20 protein-coding genes are annotated in these 23,079 nt (G+C 59.9%); 6 read left to right on the forward strand and 14 right to left on the reverse strand.

The genetic code is table 11. The annotated features are described in order from the left end of the window. Positions 1 to 306: 306 nt before the first annotated feature. Both BV106_RS20870 and BV106_RS20875 read right to left on the reverse strand, forming a co-directional pair. On the reverse strand, positions 307 to 1,155 hold the full coding sequence (locus tag BV106_RS20870; protein ID WP_038167821.1) for an FAD:protein FMN transferase: 849 nt from the start codon (positions 1,153 to 1,155) through the stop codon (positions 307 to 309). After that, on the reverse strand, positions 1,152 to 3,071 hold the full coding sequence (locus BV106_RS20875; RefSeq protein ID WP_038167823.1) for a flippase activity-associated protein Agl23: 1,920 nt from the start codon (positions 3,069 to 3,071) through the stop codon (positions 1,152 to 1,154). The genes BV106_RS20870 and BV106_RS20875 overlap by 4 nt, the downstream gene beginning before the upstream one ends. Positions 3,072 to 3,170: 99 nt before the next feature. On the opposite strand from BV106_RS20875, the gene BV106_RS20880 reads away from it, so the two are divergent. Further along, a complete protein-coding gene (locus BV106_RS20880) occupies positions 3,171 to 3,863 on the forward strand; it encodes a DUF1573 domain-containing protein (protein ID WP_038167826.1) in 693 nt (230 codons plus the stop codon). Between the two features lie 10 nt (positions 3,864 to 3,873). Continuing rightward, complete coding sequence (locus tag BV106_RS35975) at positions 3,874 to 4,320, forward strand: rhodanese-like domain-containing protein (RefSeq protein ID WP_051946124.1); 447 nt, start codon at positions 3,874 to 3,876, stop codon at positions 4,318 to 4,320. A 12-nt stretch (positions 4,321 to 4,332) separates the two neighbouring features. Here BV106_RS35975 and BV106_RS20890 read toward each other — a convergent pair whose 3' ends face one another. Further along, positions 4,333 to 4,710 carry a VOC family protein gene (locus BV106_RS20890; protein WP_038167829.1) on the reverse strand — a complete coding sequence of 126 codons (378 nt, stop codon included), beginning with the start codon at positions 4,708 to 4,710 and terminating at the stop codon, positions 4,333 to 4,335. Between the two features lie 69 nt (positions 4,711 to 4,779). Here BV106_RS20890 and BV106_RS20895 point away from each other — a divergent pair, with 69 nt between their 5' ends. Continuing rightward, a complete protein-coding gene (locus BV106_RS20895; protein WP_038167831.1) occupies positions 4,780 to 5,145 on the forward strand; it encodes a hypothetical protein in 366 nt (121 codons plus the stop codon). Positions 5,146 to 5,698: 553 nt separating this feature from the next. Here BV106_RS20895 and BV106_RS20900 read toward each other — a convergent pair. From BV106_RS20900 to kdsB, 7 genes are all read right to left on the reverse strand, one after another. Then, positions 5,699 to 6,406 carry a PEP-CTERM sorting domain-containing protein gene (locus BV106_RS20900; protein ID WP_038167833.1) on the reverse strand — a complete coding sequence of 236 codons (708 nt, stop codon included), beginning with the start codon at positions 6,404 to 6,406 and terminating at the stop codon, positions 5,699 to 5,701. Positions 6,407 to 6,541: 135 nt separating this feature from the next. After that, positions 6,542 to 10,432 (reverse strand): FtsK/SpoIIIE domain-containing protein, encoded by a 3,891-nt coding sequence (locus BV106_RS20905; RefSeq protein WP_038167836.1) that lies wholly within the window; start codon positions 10,430 to 10,432, stop codon positions 6,542 to 6,544. After that, positions 10,425 to 10,637, reverse strand: a complete 213-nt coding sequence (locus BV106_RS20910; protein WP_009961474.1) for a hypothetical protein — start codon at positions 10,635 to 10,637, stop codon at positions 10,425 to 10,427. The genes BV106_RS20905 and BV106_RS20910 overlap by 8 nt, the downstream gene beginning before the upstream one ends. Positions 10,638 to 10,710: 73 nt before the next feature. Next, on the reverse strand, positions 10,711 to 11,247 hold the full coding sequence (locus tag BV106_RS20915) for a hypothetical protein (RefSeq protein WP_038167838.1): 537 nt from the start codon (positions 11,245 to 11,247) through the stop codon (positions 10,711 to 10,713). Positions 11,248 to 11,265: 18 nt separating this feature from the next. After that, the gene (locus tag BV106_RS20920; protein WP_038167841.1) at positions 11,266 to 11,538 is read right to left on the reverse strand and encodes a WXG100 family type VII secretion target; all 273 of its coding nucleotides are present in this window, start codon (positions 11,536 to 11,538) and stop codon (positions 11,266 to 11,268) included. A 244-nt stretch (positions 11,539 to 11,782) separates the two neighbouring features. Beyond that, a complete protein-coding gene (locus BV106_RS20925) occupies positions 11,783 to 13,393 on the reverse strand; it encodes a CTP synthase (protein ID WP_038167843.1) in 1,611 nt (536 codons plus the stop codon). 28 nt (positions 13,394 to 13,421) lie between these two features. After that, on the reverse strand, positions 13,422 to 14,168 hold the full coding sequence (gene kdsB, locus BV106_RS20930; protein WP_038167945.1) for a 3-deoxy-manno-octulosonate cytidylyltransferase: 747 nt from the start codon (positions 14,166 to 14,168) through the stop codon (positions 13,422 to 13,424). 137 nt (positions 14,169 to 14,305) lie between these two features. Between kdsB and BV106_RS38745 the strand changes: the two genes are divergently transcribed. The 3 genes from BV106_RS38745 to BV106_RS20940 all read left to right on the forward strand — a co-directional run bounded on the left by BV106_RS38745 (position 14,306) and on the right by BV106_RS20940 (position 18,588). Further along, complete coding sequence (locus BV106_RS38745) at positions 14,306 to 14,446, forward strand: hypothetical protein (RefSeq protein ID WP_009961479.1); 141 nt, start codon at positions 14,306 to 14,308, stop codon at positions 14,444 to 14,446. Positions 14,447 to 14,561: 115 nt separating this feature from the next. After that, positions 14,562 to 16,478, forward strand: coding sequence for a DNA topoisomerase IV subunit B (locus tag BV106_RS20935; protein ID WP_038167844.1), 1,917 nt, complete (start codon positions 14,562 to 14,564; stop codon positions 16,476 to 16,478). Between the two features lie 73 nt (positions 16,479 to 16,551). Continuing rightward, on the forward strand, positions 16,552 to 18,588 hold the full coding sequence (locus tag BV106_RS20940; RefSeq protein ID WP_081892040.1) for a DNA gyrase/topoisomerase IV subunit A: 2,037 nt from the start codon (positions 16,552 to 16,554) through the stop codon (positions 18,586 to 18,588). A 682-nt stretch (positions 18,589 to 19,270) separates the two neighbouring features. Here the strand turns inward: BV106_RS20940 and msrB are convergent. The 4 genes from msrB to BV106_RS20960 form a co-directional block, all read right to left on the reverse strand. Beyond that, on the reverse strand, positions 19,271 to 19,672 hold the full coding sequence (gene msrB, locus BV106_RS20945; RefSeq protein ID WP_038167847.1) for a peptide-methionine (R)-S-oxide reductase MsrB: 402 nt from the start codon (positions 19,670 to 19,672) through the stop codon (positions 19,271 to 19,273). 90 nt (positions 19,673 to 19,762) lie between these two features. Continuing rightward, on the reverse strand, positions 19,763 to 20,140 hold the full coding sequence (locus BV106_RS20950) for a hypothetical protein (RefSeq protein WP_051946125.1): 378 nt from the start codon (positions 20,138 to 20,140) through the stop codon (positions 19,763 to 19,765). A 60-nt stretch (positions 20,141 to 20,200) separates the two neighbouring features. Further along, positions 20,201 to 21,445: a 16S rRNA (cytosine(967)-C(5))-methyltransferase RsmB gene (rsmB, locus tag BV106_RS20955; protein WP_051946126.1), complete on the reverse strand. Its 1,245-nt coding sequence runs from the start codon at positions 21,443 to 21,445 to the stop codon at positions 20,201 to 20,203. Beyond that, a complete protein-coding gene (locus BV106_RS20960; protein WP_038167850.1) occupies positions 21,442 to 22,755 on the reverse strand; it encodes a UDP-glucose/GDP-mannose dehydrogenase family protein in 1,314 nt (437 codons plus the stop codon). The genes rsmB and BV106_RS20960 overlap by 4 nt, the downstream gene beginning before the upstream one ends. Positions 22,756 to 23,079: the final 324 nt, after the last annotated feature.

A 23,079-nucleotide genomic window follows, 5' to 3' on the forward strand; every position in this document is an offset into this window, starting at 1 on the left:
CCCAGAGCCCGAAAAATCAGGGCTTGGCGTGGAATCCCGGCCGGTGAGAGTTTCATTGGATCCGCCTTTCAAAAATGAAAGGGTGGAATCAGGGCAGGGGAGACCCAAAAAAGTGAAATTTTTGGGTCTCGGTAATTTCGGGAGGCAACGCAGAGGATTTCCGACGGATCGGCCGAGAATTTGGACCTGACCTGATCTTGAAGATGGTCGGCGTCGAGCGCCAGGATTGAGCGGGGCACGTGACACCGCGATTGTCTATTCCCTATCTATATAGGGAGGGGGTGACCATGCGGGAGCAGGCGGCCGCTATTCCCAGATGGCTTCCACTTCCTGATGCCTCGCACAGAAGGCCGTGGTCTCCTGGCGGGTCATCACAGCAAAGGCGGTCGATAGCGCATCCGACAGTGCTGCGGTGGGGGCGCTCGCCCAGACGCGCTCTTTCCGCACGGGCATGGGGAGGTACGTGCGGGGATTCATGATGTGGTTGCCCTTCACCTGAAAGCCACTGCCACTCACGGCGCGATCCGTGAGCCGAAGGGGGATCTTGTTCTCCCCACCCACGCTGACGACCCAGCCCACATCCCCAGGGGGGGCACCTATCGCCAGGATGCTGCTGTCACCTGCGTTCAGCAGCACGTTCTGAATGCTCCAGTCTTCCAGCACAGTCACCACTTGGTCTAGGGCATAGCCTTTACCCACGGCACCCAGATCCAGGAGAGGATAGTCCACGTGGGAGGTGACGAAGCCGGCCTCATCGAGGTCGAAGACATGGATGCCCACCCGCTGCCGGGCGAACTCCACTTCCTCTTCGGAGGGCGTCCGCGGGGTGCCGTCGCCGTTGCGGAAGATCTTCATCAGCGGTCCGATCGTGATATCGAAGGCACCGTTGGTCTCGGCATGCACTGCTTTGGCCAGAGCCAGGCAGTCTGAGGCAGCAAGCCCGACGGGGGCCCGCTCGCCCTTCCGGAGGTGGTTCACCCGCCAGATGTCACTCATGGGGCGGAAGCGACTCAGTTCATCCTCCAGCCGGTCGATCTCCGCGAAGACCGCATCCGCCACATTGCCAGCATAAGCCGCATCAACGTCGTCCTGGGCGATGATGATTTCGAATTCAGTGGCCATCGCCTCATGGCGGGCGCGGTAGAGGGGCGTCATTGACGGGATCTTTTGGAGCGCTTGGGCTTGGGGGCGGCTTCGCCTTCCGGGGGAATCTCAGGTACGGGTTCGGCCTTGCGCACCAGGCCATCACCTAGGGCGGGCTGAGTCGGCGTCGCGAGAGCCGGGGAGAGGGCCACAGGCAGAGGGCCGGTCCGCCCGGTGGGTACAGGAAGGGGGCGGAGTGTGGCCTCAGGGGTGCTGGGGGCCGCGAGGTGAGTGCTGTCGGAGGCTTCGCCGGGCGGAAGGACGGGCAGAGAGGCTGGCGCGGGAGGCGCGGTCTGCTCATCCTCTACAAGCTCCGCTTTGGACGGGGGAACTGCTGGGAGATCAGGATTCAGGTAGGCTTCCCAAAGGTGCTTTTCCACCAGGAGCGTCAGCATCACTCCCGGGCGCAGTCCATAGTCGCTGGCGTTGTATTCGCCTTGAAGGTGCCCCCGGACCTCATCGCCCCGCTCTTTGTCAGTGACGATGATGGGTGCTTCCAACTTGGCTGGGATCTGGTCTTGGTAGCCGACTTGGGTGAGATCACGCAGGTACCAAGGGAGGGGCCAGCCGTGTTCCGCCTGAATGATCTGCACAGGAGTGGATTTCCCTGCAGGATGGCGGGCGGCCAGTTCATGAATGCGCTTGGAGAGCGCCAGCAAGTTCGTCGTGGTGTGGGAATAGACGTAGGGGTTCCGGCTATCCGCCGCATAGCGGGTGGCACCGGGGAAGGCGTAGTCCGTGGCGAGGTTCGTCTGACTGCACAGGTGGTAGATACCGGCACCGAAAAGGATGACCAGCACGGTCTTGAACAAGGGGACCTGCACTGCGCGGAAGATCCGACGCATGCCCAACCCCGCCAGGAGGACGAAGGTGTACTGAACCGCCATCACCGACCACGGCGTCTTGTAGGGGATGATGGAGTAGATCGCGAGCAGGATGAGCGCGTAGAGCGAGAGGAAAACCAGGAAAGCGCGGACATTGTTGTTCCGCCGCTTGTCCAGCAGGGCATCCAGAATACCCACCAAGCCCAGGGCCGGAATGAGTGCTTCTGACCACACGAAGCCGTCCTTCCGCCAAGTCATGAGCTGAATGTAATAGTGCCAGGGCTTTTCATGCCCGCTGCCTCCGGAGCGCCGCAGGTAGCTGTCGTAGGTGGCGATGCTGTCGTGCACTCCCTGCCATTCGCGGAATCCGTTTGAGAACATCCAGAGGGAGGTAACCCCTGCGACTGCGGCCACAATCAGCCAGGCCAGCCAGTCTGGAATGGTGGGGCGGGCTCCAGCGTATGAAAGGCGGGCGTTCCGCGGCTCAAAGGAACCGATGCGGATGGACACCAAGCCCCATGCGGCTGCCATGGCTGCCAGGTTCAGGACGAAGGTCTCCTTCGTGGCGTGCATGAACCCGAGGCAGAGTCCAGCCAGCAGCAGCCAAAGCACGTTTCGCTTTTGCGACCATCGCCAGAGGGAGGCGATGAAGAGGGCCGTCTGGACGACGAACGGCACCTCCATAATATAGTAGCGGCTGTAGTAGTTCAGCATCGGCGAGACCGCCGCCAGCAGGGCTGCGACGACGGCTCCCGTACGGCCCAGGCTGTCGATCATCAGCAGGGGGACAAGCACCAAGGCCAGGCCGAACACGGCGACCACCCAGCGGAGCTCTCCCTCCTCCATCGTCGTGGGATCCCATCCCCGCCAGCGACCGACCAGATCTGCGGCGTGATGCAAAAAGGGACCGTGGTAGTCCTTGGGATCGTACTCAAAGGTGCGGCTCTGGGCGTACTCGTGCGTCTTTAGCGCCAGAATCGCCTCATCCGTATGCATGGGCTTCTTCGCCAGATCGGTGAAACGATACAGAGACCCGAGCCCCAAGGCGAGGGTGAGCAGAAGGATAAAGCTTTTCCAGTTCAGCGGAGCAGGTTCGCGCGCCATGGGGCGGCAAGGTTTAGACAGCATCGGTCACCCGTCAATGCAAGCGCACGGAAAACCGCATGGACTGGGCGAATTCCTCGTGTCAGACTATAGGTACTCATGCGCACTTCCCTCCGCCTCTTTTTACTGACTGTCCTCGCCTCGGCCCGGCTACAGGCCGGTTTGGTGGTGGACAACGAGCCCATCGAGCTCAAACCTCGCCCTGAGGATGATGAAGTGGAGCAGACCTTCACGTTTAAGAACACGGGCAGCAAACCGCTCACCATCGTGCGGCTGGAGAGCACCTGCTCCTGTCTGGAAGCGAGCTTGGACAAGCGGGTATATGCTCCCGGGGAGAAGGGCAAAGGGAAGGCGAAGTTCAAGGTGAGCAGCTTCACAGGGCGTCATGAGAAGTCGCTGCGCCTGCACACGGATGACGACCAGGAGCCAGAGAAGGTGGTGAACTTCGTGCTGGATGTCCCTGAAGTGATCAGCATTGAGCCCAAGCTTCTGGAGTGGACCGTCGGCGAAAAACCCGAGCCCAAGACGTTCGTGGTGAAAATGACGGGCACTGATCCGATGAAGATCACCAAGCTGTCCGCCACCCGGGAGAATGTGACCTTTGAGTCCAAAGAAGTCACGCCAGGTCGCGAATACGTCATCACCATGAAGCCTGCTTCGACCAACGATGTGACCATCGGTGCATTGAAGATCGAGACCGACAGCAAGATCCCCAAGTACAGCCGTCAGATGGCGTTCTTCAATATTGTGCGTCCAGAACTGGCAGAGAAGAAGAAGGCCGCAGCGAAGTAACCGGGTACAGATGATGAAGGTGATCACCCAAGCAATCGTCATCCTGGCTCTGACGCTGGCGGCTGCTGCCGCCACCCAGCGATGGCATCCCCGCGCCCCGGCCTGGTATGTGGCGGAAGAGCGGCTGGCGGATGATGAGGTGACCCTGGCGCTCGTGCAGGAGAAGTGGAAGGGGGAGGTGCTGTGGATTGATGCCCGGCCGAGAACCGACTACGAAGCAGGCCACGTCCCAGGTGCGGTGTTGCTCAATGAACAGGAAGCAGACAGCCTCATGTTTGATTTGTTTGAGAAGCTGCAGGACAACGCCAAACCGATCGTGGTGTACTGTAGTGGCGAGGCTTGCCAGGCGAGTCGCAAGATTCGCCAATACCTGAAAGAGCGAGTGGGCTCGCAGGACATCTACGTTCTGCGGGGCGGTTGGAAAGAGGCCCAGACTTTGGGCTCTGCACAAAAGTAGGGGAAGGGACGTTTAGCTCGGGAGTCTGTGGCAGATCTCGAGCCGATTGCCGCACGGATCCTCAAAGAAGATCGCGTAGTAGTGCAGTGCCTCGTAGCCGGGACCTTCTACGTGAGTGGCCCCTGCTGCCGCGGCGATCGCGCCCAGCCGGTCCACCTCTGCAGGTGACTCCGCCCAAAACGCGATGCGGTTCTCATTGGGCTGGTGATTCGGAGATTCGGTAACGCCAAAGAATTCGGTCACTGGACCCTCTGGGGCTTCAAACTGGAGCCAGTCTTCAATCTGCGCGTCGCGGGTGAAGCCAAGAGCTGGGAGCAGCGTCTCATAAAAGGGCTGCACCTTGGCCAGATTGGATACTCGGAGGTCAACGTGATCAAAGCGACGGGGCATGAGTCGGAAGGGGAAAAGGGCGAAGGCCGATTTGAGCGAAGAGGGGGCACCAGTGTCGAATCTGGTGCCATGGAGACAAACTCTCAACGTGTCCGGCTTGGCCGGTGGATGCTTGTGGGCGCGGGTTTGGGAGTGAGTTTGCTCCTTCCTATCGCGCTGTTGCTGTTTTTTGTGCCGCTGCGGCAGGTCTTCTGGGGCTTTGACGATCAGCCACTGCCGGATGTCTTTTTCTGGTTTGTGGTTGGGATCGCGGCGGCGATCATGCTCTTCGCTCTGGCTTGTTCGTTGTCTCGGGATGGCGAGAGACGGACGGCTCGGAATCTGTTGGTGGCAGTGGCGGTGTTTGAGTTGCTGGCCTGGCCGTGTGGCGTGCTCATGACCCACTATGTCGAGCGGGTAAAAGTTCACGGGATCTTGTACTCGGCTCCGGAGTGATGCTGGGGGTTGAGAGATAGATGGTCTCGATAGACCGGCCCTGCTCGGCTTTTGTCGTGGTGGTGTCTTGCAAACTCCGAAAAAGCGGCGGTTGCCGCGCCCACTGGCAAAGCGTTGCGCGCTTAGGCGGAGGAGATGTCCTGGTGATGGTACGCAGCATCGCCTCCGATGTTGGAAGCCGAATCTCGTCCAAGATGAATGTACGGCCATCACCTGGATGCGCAGCATCTTTGGAGTGCGCGCGGGAACCGCCGCTTTGGTGGATCGGCGAAGCTTCCTCGAACCTGAGTGAGGGTAGCAGGGTGTGGATAGCTCCTGGGGGACTCGTCTCCTGACCGCATAAAAGCGGAACTCCAACCCTGCTGGCGGAACGGAGAGGGTTGAGTTCCGCTTTTAAGCGGTGGAGGTGCGTATGTGCTCCAGAGATAGGTGACCCAGCAGCGAATGATGCGAACGACTAATCGGCAGGCGAAAGCAGCGATTCACGCACCCACTCGACAGCGACTTCGTCGCCAAGCGTTGGGCGTCTACTTTGGACTGACGCCCGCCTCGCCTATCTCCGTGGCCGCTGACGCCGCATGATCGCGGCAATGCCCGTGAACAAGAGCAGCAGGCTACCGGGTTCCGGCACAGGAGCGACGGCCAAGTTGATTTTGGTGAGAGAGGCGCTTTGGCCAAGAGCTCCGACCAGGGTGCCGCCTGCGATCTGGACGTTGACGGGTTGGACATTGTCCACGTCACCCGTTGTGAAACTGAAGACAAAGGACTCCGTGGCAGTCTGGTCCAAGAGTCCAAGCAGGGTGCTGGTCGGGGTTTGGTAGACGACACCTCCATTCACCAGAATATTGACGTTCAGTGCGCTGAGGATGGCGACCGTAGACGACGAGTTGCCGCTGATGGTGAGATTGTAAGTGGTGTTATCCAGCAGGGTGATTCCCGTAAAGGCTTTGGTGGCTGAGAAGCTCCCTGCGACCCCCGCCACCCCGGCCTGGGCAATCTGAAACAGTCCTCCGGAGTCATTTGCAATCCCCGGGTTCATCGTAAGCGTCTGGCTGGACGCGACTCCGACGAAGGTGTTGGAGGCAGTCCATCCAGCGCCCAGATTGGCGCTGTTGGTGGTGCCCACTGTTGCGACCAGAGTCGTCTGAGTGACCGTCTCCGAGGGAGTTCGGTCCAGGGCGTTCGCAATGAGCACCTGGGCCGATACCGAGGAAGTACCGATCCAGAGCCCTGCCGCCAGGATGATTAGCAGGGGTTTCATGAGTCGCCATAAAGATAAGAAAAAATAATGCTAATGGCAACATCTATTTATTAGGAGGGCTACTGCACAATGAAAAACCCGTCTCCGGCGGTGTTCCGGAGACGGGTTCTAATGGTTCCTTGGCAGCAGGGAAGACTACTTCATCTTCTGCCCAGCCTCTTCGATCCAGCCCGCGTCAGGCATGGCGTAGGGGCGGAAGGTCTCCAGCGTGCCTTCGTGTTCATTGTAGAACAGCGCGCGGTGCAGGCCCAGGTTGCTGGCTTTAGGGGAGTCGATGAGGCTGGCGGAGTCATTGGCGCTCATCTGGAAGACCACGCGCATCTCAAACTCGCTCAGCGCCTTGCGGCTCAGCGAGCGGTTGACGTTGTTGAACGTGTCCACGGTAGTCAGGACGTGCATGCCCAACGGACTGCCCTCCGTGATAAGATCCACAAACTGGGTGCCGGGGTTTCCGCCGCCTTCGTCGTCGCTGCTCATGGAGAAGCTGAAGTCATCCTCCTGGCGCAGCTTCTTGTACTTGTGCAGGCCATGGATGAGCAGGAAGACAGCCGGAGCGCGGGAGGCTTCGACTTCACCACTGGTGCGGGCCTTCATCTCGGCAGACAGTTCCGACATGATGACGCCGATATCCTGACCGCGGGAGACGGTGATCTCATGGGGGACCGCCGCAATGGCCCGCTCGATGAAGTCGGACTCGGTTGTGCCTGGGGTGCAGCCGTGGAGGACCACGAACTTGGCCCCACCCACTGGGTACTGGGCGGCGAGTGAAAGCAGGGAGGTGCCCAGCAGGGTGAGGGCTGCCTCGTCCCGCTGTCCGACGATGAGCAGGTGGTTCCCACTCTGACGGTGGAAGGCGGCCTCCGTGGGGCCCTTGATGGAATTGGGGGCACCCATCCAGGCCTTGCCAGCCAGGGGCTGATTGGCAGGCTTGGTGTCCAGTGCAAAACGAAGCAGTTGGTTCTCGCGGAGATCGGCGGGAGCATTGCCTTCGAAGACAATCGGGGAGGTGTACTCGTGCCCACGTTCCACGGCCAGATCGTGGACCTTGTCGAGCCACTCGTCGCGTTCATCATCTCCCAACCACACGACTTGGAACGGACTGTTCCCTTCCATGGCCCCAGCGGCGTCATTGTAGATGCCTTCACCGGGCCGGGTGAGGAGGCGCGGAGCCGCATTGTTCTCATCCATGATGAGATAGGCATCCGCCTCGTTGCACTGCAGGGCTACGCGAATGACCATCTGACCCAGGGTGGCGCGGGCCAGCGAATAGGCCCCGCCAAGGGTCTGGGAGCCTAGCAGCACATGAATGCCGAAGGCACGGCCCTGACGGACGATGCGGTCAAAGAGCAGAGAGGCGGTCTGGGCGATGGTGTCATCGTCCACGAAGAACTCCTGGAACTCATCGATGAGCAACAGGGAGCGCGGCATGGGCTCGGTGCCGCCGGCGCGCTTGTAGCCGGCGACGTCCTGCACGCCCAGTTTCCGGAACATATCACCGCGGCGTTTCAGCTCGCCGTCCACGCGCTGGAGCACGCTCAAGGCAAACTCGCGATCACTCTCAATGGCGACGACCTTCGCGTGGGGAAGCTTCTTCGAAGCGTAGCACTTGAACTCCACGCCCTTTTTGAAGTCGATGAGATAGAACTCGACCTCCTCCGGGCTACAGGTGAGCGCGAGGTTGGTGATGATGACATGGAAGAGGGTTGATTTCCCTGAACCCGTCTTGCCGGCGAAGAGGGCGTGCTGCCGGGTGCCTTTGCCGATGGCCAGGTACTGGAGCTTGGTGGCTCCGGTACGCCCGATGGCGATACGAAGCTCGTTGGTGGTTTCACCCGCCCACAGCTCACCCGGAGGCGGTGCGATCTGGGAGAACGGCACCTGAACGATGTTGGAGTCGATGCTGCTCTTCCCGATGCGATGCACGAGCTGGACGGCCAGATCGGGATTCGGAGGAGCGTCGAACACAAGGGTGGCTCCCGACTTCTTCACGACGTCATTCGCCAGCACAAACCCGTTCCGCTCCTTGCGGAGGCAGATGCTGTTCTGCCGCAGTTCATCTGGCGTGAAGCCATCGGGCAGAGGATGGCGTTGGTCCCAATGAATGAGCGTATAGATACCGCAGCGTGGGCCGCTGGTGGCGATGCTCTGGAGGCGCTTGGCTGCTGTCTCGCTGAAGTTCACCGGGAAGTCCGCGATGACGAGGAAGTGGTACTTCTCGGCCACGCTGCCAGCTTGCTCGTTGTACTCCGTGATGGTGGCGTACTCGTTGCGAAGGTACATCTGGATGACCTTCTCAATGTGCTCGCTCAATTCCGCGAGGCGCTCCTCGATCTGATCGCGCTGGGTCCAGATGCGTCGGTTGATGAGCGTTTCCTCGTAGTCGGAGAGGTGCATCAGGCCAGCAAAGCTCTGGCCCAGTCCCACAGGATCAATGATCGTGAAGCTGAGTTTGCCGGGTGGGGTGGTGGCGAGGAGGCGGAGGATGATGTTGTTCAGCGCATCGATCGCGGTGGTGCCTCCCGGTTCGTTGGTTTCAAACAGGAGGGAGCCTTGATAGGGGAAGGAAAGCGAGAGCGGGATGGAAAGCTTCGACGGCCCGGGAAGGGCGAGTCTTGGATCCTTTGGCAGCGTCGCGGTCGGACGCGTCAGATCGACCTCCAGCTGGGCAAATCGCGTGGCCGGGGTGAAATCCGTCGGAGGCTTCCAGCCTTCCGCATAGCCCGGGTGCCACTGGGGGAACCGGGCGGCGGTCGCCGAGTTCATCTGGCTGATGGCGTCATAGATCGGCGTGATTTCGCTCTTCCATTCGGCCTCGATCTGGTGCCAGCGCGCATTTTCCCCAGCCTCCAGGGAGGCGACATCGGCCTGCTGGGCTCCGCGCAGCTGGGAGATGTTGGCGGAGTCCGTATGCGTGACGGAATCAATGCGGTGGGACTGCTCTGACTCAACCCGTGCCAGACGTGAGGCAAGGGTGAGGTCAATCTTTTCCAGCAGACGGGGATATTGGGCGGCGAGTTTGGCCTTGGTGCGCTCCTCGAACTCCAGGGCCACATCGTCCGCACGCAGCTTCTGCTCTTCGATCTCCGCCACCTCACGGTCAAACGCGTCTTGCAGGGCTCCGCGCCCCTGCTGGGTATGCGAGTCCACGGTGGCCCGGCAGCTGTCCTGCAGGAAGCGGGCTTCTTTGATGGATGCGGCCAGCTCCCGGGCGAGAGGCTTCACCTTGGACATGCCGATGAGGTGAATGATCCAGACGGAGGCAAACGCCACGGCGCAGCCGGTCGCGACGACGCTGTAGTCTTTGGGGTGGAGCCCCATGCCGTACAGGGCAGCCAAGCCAATCAGGATGATGCCGAGGGCAAAGAAGGTGAGGGGAATCTTTGCGAAAAGCTTGGGCAGAGGAAACTGCTTGAACTCATCGAGCTGTTTCTCACCTGCCGCCAGATGTGCCTGAAGGTTGTTGAGCCACTCGGCTTCTTCGCCGGCGGGAACGGGGCCCGGCAGCGGGGCTTTACGACGCACGCGGATCAGGTTGATGAACGAGCTGGATCCCGCAAAGGCATCCCGCGTGCTGTGCAGAAGATCTGTGAACTGGGACTGGTAGGTGGCCAGGCGTCGCGTGAACTCCGGGTTCACCACGCCGGACGATTCCAGCTGGCGCTCCAGGCGGAAGCGGCGCATTTGCAGCTCCCCCAGCCAGCTCTCCCGCACCTCCCGCACGCGGCGGGGCAGATGCCGGGTGAGGACGAGATGAGAGCGTTCCACTCGGGCGCGACGACGTTCATAGACGCGTTTGAGCCGGGAGGACTCTGCCTCCAGATGGGCCTGGGCTTCGGCGACTTCCTGATCCAGCCGGCTTTGCGCCTGATCGATGGTGACCTGATGTTTCTGTGTGACAGTGTTGCGCTGCGTGCGCAGCTCTTTTTGCAACTGCTCCTCGCGTTTCGCGAAGTCCGCCACCTTGCTCTCCAGGGCGTCGAGCAATTCGACGCTCCGGCTGGCTCTGAGATCCAACCCGTTACTCACAGTCGTTTTTCACCTTTCTAAGCAAATTGTCCATCTCCTCCATGACATTCCGCGCATGGGTCACCAGATGCGGAAGTTTTTCCAGGTAGTGTTCTTGAAATTCGAGGGCCTTTTGGTCCCGCCAACTGGACCGGGTTTGCTGCCACTCCACCGTCAATTCACGGAGGGCTTGGGCGAGGTTGGAGGCGCTGACGCGGGTGCTCATGCGATAGGAAATAAAAGCGGCTGGAAAGAATCAAAAACGCCAGATGGGACGAGGCGTCTTAAGGGACAAAACCTCAGGAGGGTTGTTCAGATTCCGTTGAACTCGGCAGGGCGGGTCCCGGCCCGGAGGGGGCGGGGCCACCCATCTGATGGTAGGACTCCAGAATCTTCTGAACCTGATCCAGGTAGGCGACGGCTTTGGGCAGGTCGTGATCCACATAGTCCCGCAGCATTTCCATCTTCCGGACATGCGGATCGAAGGTGCTGTCGAAGTTCCGGTTCCATGCCTTGACCCGGTCCAGTTTCTGCTCGGCCTCAGCAACGGCAGCCTTGGCTTTCCGGACTGCGGCTTGTTGCTGGGAAGGGGAGTCCACGAACTCAGACATGCGGGCAGTCATGAGTTCGCCTTCCGCCTGCTCCAGCATGCGTCGGCGTCGACGGATCTGCCCCTCCCAATGCGTGCGCTGTTCCGTCTGCACCCAGGCCCGGGCACGGCGGACTTCATCGCCAGACTGGTCGAGTGAGCGCCGGGCCTTCGTGATGAAGATGACGAGGTGCGCCCGGAAGCTCTGGAGGGCGTCGAGTGAGGTGATTTTTGCCTGATCAGCCATGATGAGTCAGACAGCAGCCTAACGTTGATCGAGGTATTGTTCGATGCGTTGTGCCTTCCGCAGGAGGAACGGTGTGTGTTTCTCGGAGATCTCCACGAACTTTTTGAGCGCCTTCATCGTGGTGATGAATTCCTCGGCGAACTTCTCATGCTCCTGATCCTGCCAGGTACCGCTCAGGGCGGTAAAACGGGCATTCAGAGCCGAGGCCTTGGTCTGCACGTCGTCATTGAAGCGCTTGAGCTCCTTCGCGAAGCGCCGCACCTCCTCTGGATCCATGATTGCCTGTGCCATATGTGGGAAAAGTACGTCTGTGACTGGTCGCGGACCCCGATAGAACCGTCGGAATTCGCGTTTGGTTGTATCATTAATGCATATTCGAGGGAGACGGGGCGAGGCAAAAATCCCAGCGCGCCGGGAAAAGCGCAGCGCATGGGAAAGCGTTGCTGCCGCGGCTCGGTGCCAAAAATAAACCCTCCTGCCGATGAAGCGGACAGGAGGGTGGATGGATTCAAGATCTGCCGAGGGAGATCTGGCCTCAGTCGATCGGGGCGTGATGGTGAAGCGCCGCCCGCACGAAGCCGTAGAAGATCGGGTGCGGATGGTTCGGCTTGGAGAGTAGTTCCGGGTGGAACTGGCAGGCCATGAAGAACGGGTGGTCCTTCAGTTCGATGATCTCCGCGAGCGTGCCGTCCGGAGACATGCCGCTGATGATGAAGCCTTTGGATTCCATCTCCTCCTTGTAGATGGAGTTGTACTCGTAGCGGTGACGATGGCGCTCGGTGATGGTCGCGCTGTGGTACAGGTCGTACGCTCTAGTGTTCGGCGCCAGGTCAGTGACCCAGGCTCCCAGTCGCATGGAGCCGCCCTTTTGGGTGACATGCTGTTGCTCCTCCAGCAGATTCACGACCGGGTGGGTGGTGGTCTTGTTGAACTCGGTGCTGTTCGCGTCCGTCCAGCCGCAGACGTTGCGGGCGAACTCGATGACGGCGATCTGCATGCCGAGACAGATGCCAAAGTAGGGGATTCCGGACTCGCGGGCGTACTTGCAGGCGGTGATTTTGCCTTCCGTGCCACGATCTCCAAAGCCCCCTGGGACCAGGATGCCTTGCATGCCTGCAAGGTGCATCTCGGGGCCGCCTTTCTCGATCTCTTCAGCATCCACCCGCACGACCTCGACCTTGGCGTCATTGCCGGCACCGGCGTGGACGATGGCCTCATAGATGCTCTTGTAGGCATCCTGCAGCTCGATGTACTTGCCCACTACCGCGATGCGCACGTGGTGCGTGGGGTTGATGACGCGGTTCACAAACTTGCGCCAGCGGGCCAGATCAGGCTGCTTGGTCTCGATGTGGAGCAGCTTGCAGACGAGGTCGTCCAGCTTTTCCTCATGCAGCTTGAGCGGCACTTCGTAGATCGAGTTTTTCACGTCGGCGGCTTCGATGACCGCTTCGGGTTCGACGTTACAGAAGAGGGAGATCTTGTCCTTCACGTCCTGGTCCAGACGCATCTCGGTACGGCAGAGGACAATGCCGGGGCTGATCCCGATCTCACGCAGCTTGGCGATGCTCTGCTGGGTGGGCTTGGTCTTGAGCTCACCCGCGGCGCGGATGTAGATGATGAGCGTCGTGTGAATGTAGAGAACGTTCTCCGGCCCGACTTCCTGACCAAACTGACGGATGGCCTCAAGGAAGGGGAGGCCTTCGATGTCCCCCACGGTGCCGCCGATTTCCGTGATGATCACGTCAGCGGTCATTTCACGGGCGACCTTGCGGATGCGCTCCTTGATCTCGTTGGTCACATGCGGAATGACCTGCACCGTGCTGCCCAGGTAGGCACCGCTGCGTTCTTTGGCGAGGACGTTGGTGTAAACCTGACCGCTCGTCAGGTTGTTGAGGCGGGAGAGATTGGTGCTGGTGAAGCGCTCGTAGTGGCCCAGGTCGAGGTCGGTTTCGGCCCCGTCATCCAGCACGTACACTTCGCCGTGCTCGTACGGGTTCATGGTGCCGGGATCCACGTTCAGATACGGATCGAACTTTTGCAGGATCACTTTCAATCCACGGTGCTCAAGCAGGGTGCCGAGCGAGGCGGCGGCCAGGCCTTTGCCCAGCGAACTGACGACGCCACCGGTGACGAAGATGTATTTCATTAAGGAGAGAGTGTGTGGGATGTGGGTGTTAAGAGGACTGTAAAGCTTTCTCGATGGCGATGGCCTGCTCAGGAGTATCTACGCCGGGAGAGGTCTCGTGGGTGAGCACGACCCGGATGGAGGCTCCGTTCTCCAGAGCGCGAAGCTGTTCGAGGGACTCGGTGCGCTCCAGCAGCGAGGGCGGCCAGTTCACGAATTGGAAGACGAAGTCGCGCTGGAAGCCGTAGATGCCGAGGTGACGGTAGTGGACGATGCCGGTATCGGGATTCCGCGGATAGGGAAGCAGCGAGCGGGAGAAGTACAGAGCATCGCGCCGGTTGTTGAGCACCACCTTCACGACATTGGCGTCTTGAAGCAGGGCTGCATCCTCGATGGGGGCGGCTGCGGTGATCATCGGCACGTTTGGCTCCTGCACCAGCGTCAGGGCCAGTTCATCGATGAGGGCAGGGGAGATCAAGGGCTCATCTCCCTGGACATTGATCACCACCTGATGATTGGGGAAGGAAGCGGCGGTCTCCGCGACCCGGTCGGTGCCGCTGGGATGGTCCGGATCCGTCATCACCACCAAGGCGTTGAAACGACGGGCCGCGTCAGCAATCCGCACGTCATCGGTCGCGATCACAACGCGATCCACCTGTTGGCACTGGAGACAGCGCTCCCAGACGTGCTGGACGAGCGGCTTTCCGGCGATGAGGTGCAAAGGCTTGCCAGGGAACCGGGTGGACCCCCAGCGCGCAGGAATGACAACGAGGACTTGCGGACGTGATGAGGACAAAGCAGGCGGCGCGGTTTCATGTTCATGGCGCGAAAGGAATGCAGAAGCAAACATTTTCCGCACCTTCCTCCCCGTGCCAATTCGGGGTGGACGGACATCCTGCTTGCGGGGAACGGTTTCCCCGGCAAACTCAGCGCATGTTTCGTGCGTGGCCTTGGTGGATCTCCCTCATTCTGATTGCGGTCAGCCTGGGATGGTTCTGGCTGCTCAGCCTTGATCTGCGGTTCGTCAGGGTGGAGCCTGATGTGCGCCCCGCGACCGCTGAGGCGAAAAAGTAATGGCTCTGTCAGCCCGGCTCTCCCTACTGGTCAAATGAATACCATTGCTTGACGTCGGGGGGAATCGGGTTAACGAAATGTTTAACCCCTCCCACTTTCCCCCCCTCCTTCTCTCATGGCTGACCACGGATATACCGAAGACTCCATTCGTTCACTCGACTGGCGGGAGCACATTCGTCTGCGCCCCGGCATGTACATCGGCAAGTTGGGTGACGGTTCCGCACCGGAAGACGGCATCTACGTGCTGCTCAAGGAGGTGATCGACAACACCATCGACGAGCACGTCATGGGTTACGGGAAGGAAGTTGAGATCACCATTGAGGACAACGTCTGCACCATCCGCGACTACGGCCGTGGGGTTCCGCTGGGCAAGTTGATGGAGTGCGCCGCGCAGATCAACACGGGTGCCAAGTACGACAGCGAAGTCTTCAAGCGGAGCGTGGGTCTGAACGGGGTGGGTATCAAGGCGGTGAACGCCTTGTCTGACCGCTTTGACATCCAGGCCTTCCGCGAAGGCAAGACTCGGGCCATCGAGTTCTCCCAGGGGCTGGTGGTGAAGGAGATGAAGAACCCGGTGGCCTCCACGGATCGTGACGGTACGAAGATCACGTTTCACCCGGACCCGACTTCATTCGCTGGCGACTATGCCTTCCGGCTGGATTTCATCCGGGAGATGCTGCGTTTCTATGCCTGGCTGAACCCGGGGCTTACGCTGACGCTCAATGGGGAGAAGTTCCGGAGCAAGGATGGTCTCATCGACCTGCTCAATGCCAAGCTGACGGAAGAGCCGCAGTATCCCATTATCTATCTCTCCTCGAAAGAGGTCGAGGTGGCCTTCACCCATGGCGTGGGCTACGGGGAAGAGTGCTACAGCTTCGTGAACGGTCAGCACACCACCCAGGGGGGCACGCACTTGGCGGCCTTCCGCGAAGCGCTGGTGGCGGAGGCCCGGGAGTTCTTCAAGAAGCAGTTCGATCCCAATGACGTGCGCGGCAGCCTGGTGGCGGCCGTCAGTGTGAAGGTGCAGGAACCGGTGTTTGAGTCTCAGACGAAGACCAAGTTGGGCAGCACCAGCATGGAGCCGAACGGTCGCAGCCTGCGCACCACGATCGTCAACTTCGTCACTTCGCAGCTGGACAATTACCTGCACAAGCACGGTGATGTGGCCAAAGCGATGCTGGAGAAGATCCAAGCCAACGAGAAGGAGCGCAAGGAGATCAGCGGCATCCAGAAAATTGCCCGCGAGAGCGCCCGCAAGGCCAAGGTGCACAACAAGAAGCTGCGCGACTGCCGCGTGCATCTGGACACCAAGCATGCCGACCGCGCAAAAAGCACCCTCTTCATCACGGAAGGGGACTCCGCGAGCGGCAGCATCACCAAGAGCCGGGATGTGAACTTCCAGGCTGTGTTCAGCCTGCGGGGCAAACCGCTCAACTGCTTCGGGCTTACCCGCAAAGTCTGCTATGAGAACGAGGAGTTCAACCTCCTGCAGAATGCCCTGAACATCGAGGAGGATCTTGAGGAGCTGCGCTATCAGAATGTGGTGATGGCCACCGATGCGGACGTGGACGGCATGCACATCCGGTTGCTCATGATCACCTTCTTCCTGCAGTTTTACCCGGAACTGATCCGGCGAGGGCACCTGTACATCCTGCAGACACCGCTGTTCCGCGTGCGCAACAAGAAGGAGACCTTCTACTGCTATAGCGACGAAGAGCGCTTCAAGGCGATCGCGAAGTGTGGCAAGGCCGCTGAGATCACCCGGTTCAAAGGTCTGGGCGAAATCTCGCCGGACGAGTTCAAGCATTTCATCGGTCCCAAGATGCGGCTGGAGCCCGTGCTGATGCCGGAGCACAAGAGCATCAAGGAGCTGCTGACCTTCTACATGGGGAAAAACACGCCTGACCGCCAGGAGTATATCGTGAAGAACCTGCGGGTGGAGCACGACATCGAGTTGGAAGACAAGGCTCGTGATGAGGAAGAGCGCAAGAAGAAGCAGAAGCAGGTAATCTCCCTGGAGGCTCCCTTTTGATCCTCGTTCTCCCCTTCATGCTGAAGTTTGCCCGTTGAGTATTGATTTTTGATTTCTGCCTTCTGTTCCGAGCGTGACTCCTGACTCCCTTCCTCCCACCTCCGGCCCCACCCATCCCGGAGAACTGCATACCAAGCTCGTGGATGAGCTCTACGGTGACTGGTTCCTGGACTACGCCTCGTACGTGATCCTGGAGCGCGCCGTGCCGCACATCAACGATGGGTTGAAGCCGGTGCAGCGCCGCATCCTGCACTCCATGCGTGAGCTGGAAGACGGCCGTTACAACAAGGTGGCGAACGTGGTGGGGAACACCATGAAGTACCACCCGCATGGTGATGCATCGATCGGGGATGCCATGGTCCAGCTGGGCCAGAAGGAACTGCTGGTGGACACGCAGGGGAACTGGGGGAACATCCTCACCGGCGACGGCGCGGCTGCCTCGCGTTACATTGAATCCAGGTTGACCAAGTTCGCGCTGGATGTGGTCTTCAGCCCCAAGGTCACAGACTGGGCTTCCAGTTATGACGGACGCAACAAGGAGCCGGTGACACTGCCCGTGAAGTTCCCGCTACTGCTGGCGCAGGGCGTGGAAGGCATCGCGGTGGGGCTCTCCTGCCGGGTGCTCCCGCATAATTTCAATGAACTGTGCGATGCCTGCATTGCGTCACTGCGTGGTGAACCGTTCCAGATCTTCCCGGACTTTCCCCAGGGCGGTACCATGGACGCGGCTGACTACAATGACGGTCAGCGCGGCGGCAAGGTGCGGGTGCGGGCGACGATCGAGACGGTGCCCAAGCGCAACATGGTGAGGATCACGGAGATTCCGTTTGGAACGACGGCGGGCAGCATCCAGGAGTCCATTGTTGCTGCCAACGAAAAGGGCAAGATCAAGATCCAGAAGGTGGAGGACAACACGGCGGAGTTCGTGGAAATCCTGGTGCACCTGCCCAGCGGCACCGATCCTGATCAGGCCATCCAGGCGCTCTATGCCTTCACGGATTGTGAAGTCAGCATCTCAGTCAATGCGGTGGTCATCAAGGATGACAAACCTCATTTCCTCTCGGTCACAGACATCCTCAAGGCCAATGCGGAGCACACCCGCGAGGTGCTCAAACGGGAGTTGGAGATCGAGCTCGGGGAACTGGAGGAGAAATGGCACTTCAGCTCGCTGGAGAAGATCTTTATCGAGAAGCGCATCTACCGCGACATTGAAGAGTGCACCACCTGGGATGGGGTGATCGGAGCAATCTGGAAAGGGTTGAATCCGTACTTGGGCCTGCTGAGGCGCGAGATCACGGAGGATGACATCACCAAGCTCACCGAGATCAAGATCAAGCGTATTTCCAAGTTCAACTCCTTCGAGGCGGACGAGATGATTCGCGAGCTGGAGAACGACATCGACCAGGTCCAGCGCTATCTCAAGGGGCTGACCAAGTATGCCACGGACTACTTCAAGAAGATCAGGGATACCTACGGCAAGGAGAAGAAGCGTCGCACTGTGAACACGGGCTTTGACCGGGTCGCGGCTTCTGATGTGGCCATTGCCAACGAGACGCTTTACCTTGATGCGAAGGAAGGCTTCGCTGGTTACGGTTTGAAGAAGGAAGGCGAGCCGGTGGGCAAGTGCTCTACCATGGACGAAGTGCTCTTCATCACCCGAGAGGGCGCGATGTGCGTCGTCAAAGTGGCCCCCAAGTTCCACGTGGGCAAGAACCCGGTCTATCTCGCGATCTTCAAGCGAGACGAGCAGGCGGTGTACTCCCTCATCTACCGCGATGGCAAGCAGGGGCGTGTGTACGCGAAAAGGTTCCGCGTGGGCGGCATCACCCGCGACAAGGAGTACCCACTCACGCAGGAGTCGCCGGGTACGAAAGTCATGTTCTTCTCCCGCCATGAGACGGAAGAGGAAAGCAATGCCCAGATTCTGAACATCAAGCTCAAGCACGAGCTTCGCATGCGGGTGGACGCCTTTCCCTACAAGTTTGGAGACCTCGCCATCAAGGGACGTGACTCCAAGGGCAATCTCGTTACCGAGAAGTCAGTGGAGAAGATCACCAGATTGCGCAAGAGCGCCACAGGGGAAGCGGAGGAAGAGGAAGTGGTGGAGTAGGATTTTGGGTGGGGTGCCTGCGGGTGAGATATCTCTGGCACCCTTTCAGGGTGCAAAATTTCCTATACCTTCCAGGGGCAGGGCTCGTTTAACTCGCCCGGCCCCTGGCTACCTTCTGAGATGCCTTCGGCATGGCTGGGTGCTGGTAGGTGGCGCGAAATTGGTGGGCCGGGCAATCGCCTTGGCCGTGATGGCTCGCGGTAGCTTCCCACACGCGTCGAAGTTCCATTCCGTGGATGAGTTCACCTTAAGGTGGTCAGGGGGCGTGGTTCGGCCGGTGCGTGGGAAGTGAAGTGGGGAGGCCATTTGGGCGCTTTCGCGTTTTGACAAACGCAGCCACGACTGAGGGGGGGACTGCGTTTGTGGGAACGAGGTTAGGGGCCTGGTTTGGTCGGAGCGTGGGAAGTGGAGCGTGCTGGCCATTTGGGCGCTTCCGCGTTTTGACAAACGCAGCCACAACTGAGGGAGACAGGGTGTGTGATTGAGGCGACGGCCCTTCTGCATTCGACGAATTCAAACACGTCCGTCTCTATGCCGAAGGCATTTCAGAGGGTAGCCAGGAGTGGGCGAGTTCTGCGAGCCCTACCCCTGGATGGCAAAGGAAATGTATGCATCCTGAAGGGATGCCAGGATGGTTGTTTCCTCTTTGGAAATGCAACCACGGCATTGGCTCTCGACTCATCTACCCTTTGCTGGATCCAGTTTCCGGCCCTGCCCTGAATTCCAAAGACAACGAATTCACGCAGTACCTCAATCCGGTGGGTTTAGGGCCATCGGGGAAAACGTGTCCCAGGTGAGCGCCGCACTTCCCGCAGACGATCTCGGTGCGGCTCATGCCGTGGCTTTCGTCCTCGTGCATGGAGACAGCTTCTTGGTTCACCTGACTCCAAAAGCTGGGCCAGCCGGAGCCTGAGTCGTACTTGGTCTCGGAGTCGAACAGGTCTTCACCACAACAGACGCAGATGTAGGTACCGTCTGCCTTGTGATTGCAGTATTTGCCGGTGAAGGGGTATTCGGTCCCTTGTTCCTGAGTCACGCGCCATTGTTCTGGGGAGAGGCGCTCTTGGAGATCAGCTTTGTTCATGCTGAAGGATACGAAGAAATCAGAAGGTTCAACGAAGCGACTTCTACTTCGTCAACTCGGGGTGCATTGGCTCGAGAAGGAGGCCTGGCATTACGCCTGGTTGCGTTCCATCAGCTCGCGAATCATGCGCAGCTGTTTCTTGTCGGGCTTGGCGGCCGCCGCGTGCGGTGTGAGCATGACTTTGTCCCGGCGCGCCTCGGCTGCCTTCTGGTAGTTTTGCACGGGTGTGAGGTCCTCCATATAGAGCTTCACCAGCGGTGCGCTTACGCGTGTGGCAGGGAAATCGAGCACGCGGACGACCAGGCTCAAATCGCCGCGCTGGATATCGAGGACTTCGCCCAGTTTCAGCTCGCGGGCCGGCTTCATGGGCTGGCCACCAATTTGCACCAAGCTACGAGTGCAAGCCTGCGTGGCGAGGGAGCGGGTCTTGAAGATGCGAACGTGGTGCAGGTAGAGATCGGCGCGCATGAAGGGGGAATTCAGGCGGAGAGAGAAGCTCCGCCTGATCCTATTCTACGTCAAACCGCCTCAACTTTTCAACAAAAGCGCTGCAAACGCGCCGTCGAATCCATCGCGCCAAGGCAGAGAACTCCGCGTTTCCACGAGTTTGAAATCCGGATGCTTAACCAAGAAGGCCGCAATGATGTCCTCGTTCTCCTCACGATCCAGGCTGCAAGTGCTGTAGACCAAGCTTCCTCCGGGTCTCAAAAGCGGGGCAAGGGTTGAAAGGATCTGGGTCTGTAACTGGGCCATCTCGACGAAGACCTCAGGATCGAGGCGCCAGCGGACGTCCACGCGGCGACGCATCACTCCCGTATTGCTACAGGGGGCATCGAGGAGGATGCGATCGACCTGGGTCTTGTTCCAAATCGACGGCAGGGGCTTGGTCCAATCCACCTGCCGGTTCTCGGCGATGGTCACGTTCAGGCGCTCCAGATTCTGCTGCATGCGCTGGAGGCGCCGTGCCACGGAGTCACAGGTCAGGATGCGACCCTGATTCTGCATCTTTTGCGCCAGATAGGCGGCCTTGCCTCCTGGAGCGGCGCAAGCATCAAGGATAGTCTCACCCGGCTGAGGAGCGAGGAGATCACAGGCGACTGCGGTGCTGGGATCCTGGGCGTAGCACCGGCCGCTGGCCAGCCACTCGCGCGGGAGGGTGTCGGCACGGTAGAACCCTGGGAAAGAGATGGGATCCAGGGGGAGCACCTCTTCAGGCTTGAGCGGCTGCGGGTGCAGCTGATTCACTCGCACATAGGTGGAAGCCGGTTGCTGGTCCCAGTCGCAAAGTGACTCGGCGGCAGACTTCCCGAATTGCTTGGTCCATCTGTCCACGAGCCACGCCGGGTGTGAGGTGCGCTCGGCAGGGGTGAGGCGATCCATGCGGGCGAGGAGCGGGATTCGCTCCCGGTCCACCCGGCGAAGCACCGCGTTAACGAGTCCTCGGGCTTTGCCGGCCTGGTTCACCGTCTCGTTGACCACTGCATGAGCTGGCATCTCCAGCAGCAGAAGCTGCGCGATGCCCAACCGGAGCAACCAATGGACGCCGGTCTCAAGGTGCCGGTTGTCGCAAACGCGCTCCAGCAAGATGTCCAGCAGGTCAATGTTGCGAAGCGTGCCCAGCACCAAAGTTTGGAGAAGGGCGGTGTCGCGATGATCGAGCCGGTGCGTGGCAGCGGCCTTTTCAATCAGCTCCGCTGCATAGACTTCACTGCGCTCCCAATCGACGAGGATCTGAAGCGCGAGTTGCCTGGAATTAAGGGCGATCACACTCATTCTGCTGCAAGGGTGCCGCGGCCGATACCACGATACTGGAAGCCATAGCTGGCTGCCGCGGTGGGGTCGAGCAGATTGCGGCCGTCAAAGATGAGCGGGGTGCGCATGGCGTCCCGAAGCTCCTGGAGATCTACCGTGGCGAATTCCGGCCATTCGGTGGCCACAATCAAGGCCTCGGCGTCACGAGCGGCTTCGATGGGGTTGTCGGTGAGCGTCACCTTGCTGGCGATGGGCAGTTCCCGGAACTTGTCCATGGCCTTTGGATCGTAGGCCGTGACTTCCGCGCCTTCTTTGACCAGAGTCTCCACCAGGTTGATGGCCACACTGGAGCGAACGTCGTCGGTGTTGGGCTTGAAGCTCAGGCCCCACACGGCAATCTTCTTGTCCTTCAGCACCCAGAGCGCTTCACGCACGCTGTCCAGGAACCGGTTAAGCTGGCGCGCATTGATCTTCTGAACCTCTTTGAGGAGATCAAAAGGGGTGCCAAGCTGATCTGCGATGGCGATGAAGGCGGCGATGTCCTTGGGGAAGCAGGAGCCGCCATAACCCAGACCGGCATTGAGGAAGCTGCGGCCGATGCGCTTGTCCATGCCAATGCCTTCGGCAACCTTCTCCACGTCTGCACCGCTGACTTCGCAGAGTTCAGACAGAGCGTTCACATAGGAGATCTTCAGGGCCAGGAAACTGTTCGCGGCGTGTTTGATGAGCTCGGCGCTGTTGATGTCGGTGACGAGCACGGGAGCAACAAAGGGCTCATAGACCTTCTGCATGACCGCCAGGGCGCGGTCGCTGTTGCCGCCGATGACAATGCGGTCGGGGCTCATCAGGTCCTCCACGGCGCTGCCTTCACGCAGGAACTCAGGATTGCTGACGACATCGAACTCGACGCCAGGCTTGGCATAACGGCGGATGGTCTGGGCGACGCGCTCTCCAGTCTTCACGGGCACCGTGCTCTTGTCCACGATCACCCGGTAACTGCCGAGGCAAACGGCGATTTCCCGGGCGACCTTCTCAATGAAGCTGAGATCCACGCTGCCATCAGCCTGAGGCGGGGTGGGGACGGCGATGAAGATCACTTCACCGTGATCCACGCCTTCTTCGGTGTTGGTCGTAAACTGCAAACGCTTGGAGACAACGTTCTTGCGGACGATCGTTTCCAGGCCGGGCTCATAGATCGGAATCTTGCCTTCCAGCAGGCTCTTGATTTTGCGTTCGTCATTGTCCACGCAAACAACGTGGTGGCCCACTTCTGCGAAGCAGGCGCCTGTGGTGAGTCCAACGTAACCGGAACCAATGATCGTGAGTTTCATGCAAAGAGTGGGAAAATGCATCCGGCCTTGGCCCGGAGCAGGACGGGACTAATGCGGAGGTTGGGAGAGGGCACAAGCGCGAAGGACGGGAGAAAAGATACCAAAACACGGTGCGGATGTCTGAATATCACAAATTGGCGGGGATTGCAGCGGTGCGATGATGTCATTTTTGCCGGAGGTTTCGCCCTGCCAAGGGTTCGAGCCGTGTGGACGAATGCGTGGGTGATTCGGTGAAGGGCGGCAAATGTATGAGCGGCGGGTTGATTTGAGTAAGCTACTGAATAGAAGCCAACAAAAAACCCGGCATCCGAAGATGCCGGGTTT

This window comes from Verrucomicrobium sp. BvORR106, assembly GCF_000739655.1.
Taxonomy (GTDB): Bacteria; Verrucomicrobiota; Verrucomicrobiia; order Verrucomicrobiales; family Verrucomicrobiaceae; genus Verrucomicrobium.

Excerpts from the sequence above, each read along its gene's own strand:
- BV106_RS20870 (WP_038167821.1), bottom strand. The coding sequence starts at position 1,155 with ATGACGCCCCTCTACCGCGCCCGCCATGAGGCGATGGCCACTGAATTC.
- BV106_RS20875 (WP_038167823.1), bottom strand. The coding sequence starts at position 3,071 with ATGGCGCGCGAACCTGCTCCGCTGAACTGGAAAAGCTTTATCCTTCTG.
- BV106_RS20880 (WP_038167826.1), top strand. The coding sequence starts at position 3,171 with ATGCGCACTTCCCTCCGCCTCTTTTTACTGACTGTCCTCGCCTCGGCC.
- BV106_RS35975 (WP_051946124.1), top strand. The coding sequence starts at position 3,874 with ATGATGAAGGTGATCACCCAAGCAATCGTCATCCTGGCTCTGACGCTG.
- BV106_RS20890 (WP_038167829.1), bottom strand. The coding sequence starts at position 4,710 with ATGCCCCGTCGCTTTGATCACGTTGACCTCCGAGTATCCAATCTGGCC.
- BV106_RS20895 (WP_038167831.1), top strand. The coding sequence starts at position 4,780 with ATGGAGACAAACTCTCAACGTGTCCGGCTTGGCCGGTGGATGCTTGTG.
- BV106_RS20900 (WP_038167833.1), bottom strand. The coding sequence starts at position 6,406 with ATGAAACCCCTGCTAATCATCCTGGCGGCAGGGCTCTGGATCGGTACT.
- BV106_RS20910 (WP_009961474.1), bottom strand. The coding sequence starts at position 10,637 with ATGAGCACCCGCGTCAGCGCCTCCAACCTCGCCCAAGCCCTCCGTGAA.
- BV106_RS20915 (WP_038167838.1), bottom strand. The coding sequence starts at position 11,247 with ATGGCTGATCAGGCAAAAATCACCTCACTCGACGCCCTCCAGAGCTTC.
- BV106_RS20920 (WP_038167841.1), bottom strand. The coding sequence starts at position 11,538 with ATGGCACAGGCAATCATGGATCCAGAGGAGGTGCGGCGCTTCGCGAAG.
- BV106_RS20925 (WP_038167843.1), bottom strand. The coding sequence starts at position 13,393 with ATGAAATACATCTTCGTCACCGGTGGCGTCGTCAGTTCGCTGGGCAAA.
- BV106_RS38745 (WP_009961479.1), top strand. The coding sequence starts at position 14,306 with ATGTTTCGTGCGTGGCCTTGGTGGATCTCCCTCATTCTGATTGCGGTC.
- BV106_RS20935 (WP_038167844.1), top strand. The coding sequence starts at position 14,562 with ATGGCTGACCACGGATATACCGAAGACTCCATTCGTTCACTCGACTGG.
- msrB (WP_038167847.1), bottom strand. The coding sequence starts at position 19,672 with ATGAACAAAGCTGATCTCCAAGAGCGCCTCTCCCCAGAACAATGGCGC.
- BV106_RS20950 (WP_051946125.1), bottom strand. The coding sequence starts at position 20,140 with ATGCGCGCCGATCTCTACCTGCACCACGTTCGCATCTTCAAGACCCGC.
- rsmB (WP_051946126.1), bottom strand. The coding sequence starts at position 21,445 with ATGAGTGTGATCGCCCTTAATTCCAGGCAACTCGCGCTTCAGATCCTC.
- BV106_RS20960 (WP_038167850.1), bottom strand. The coding sequence starts at position 22,755 with ATGAAACTCACGATCATTGGTTCCGGTTACGTTGGACTCACCACAGGC.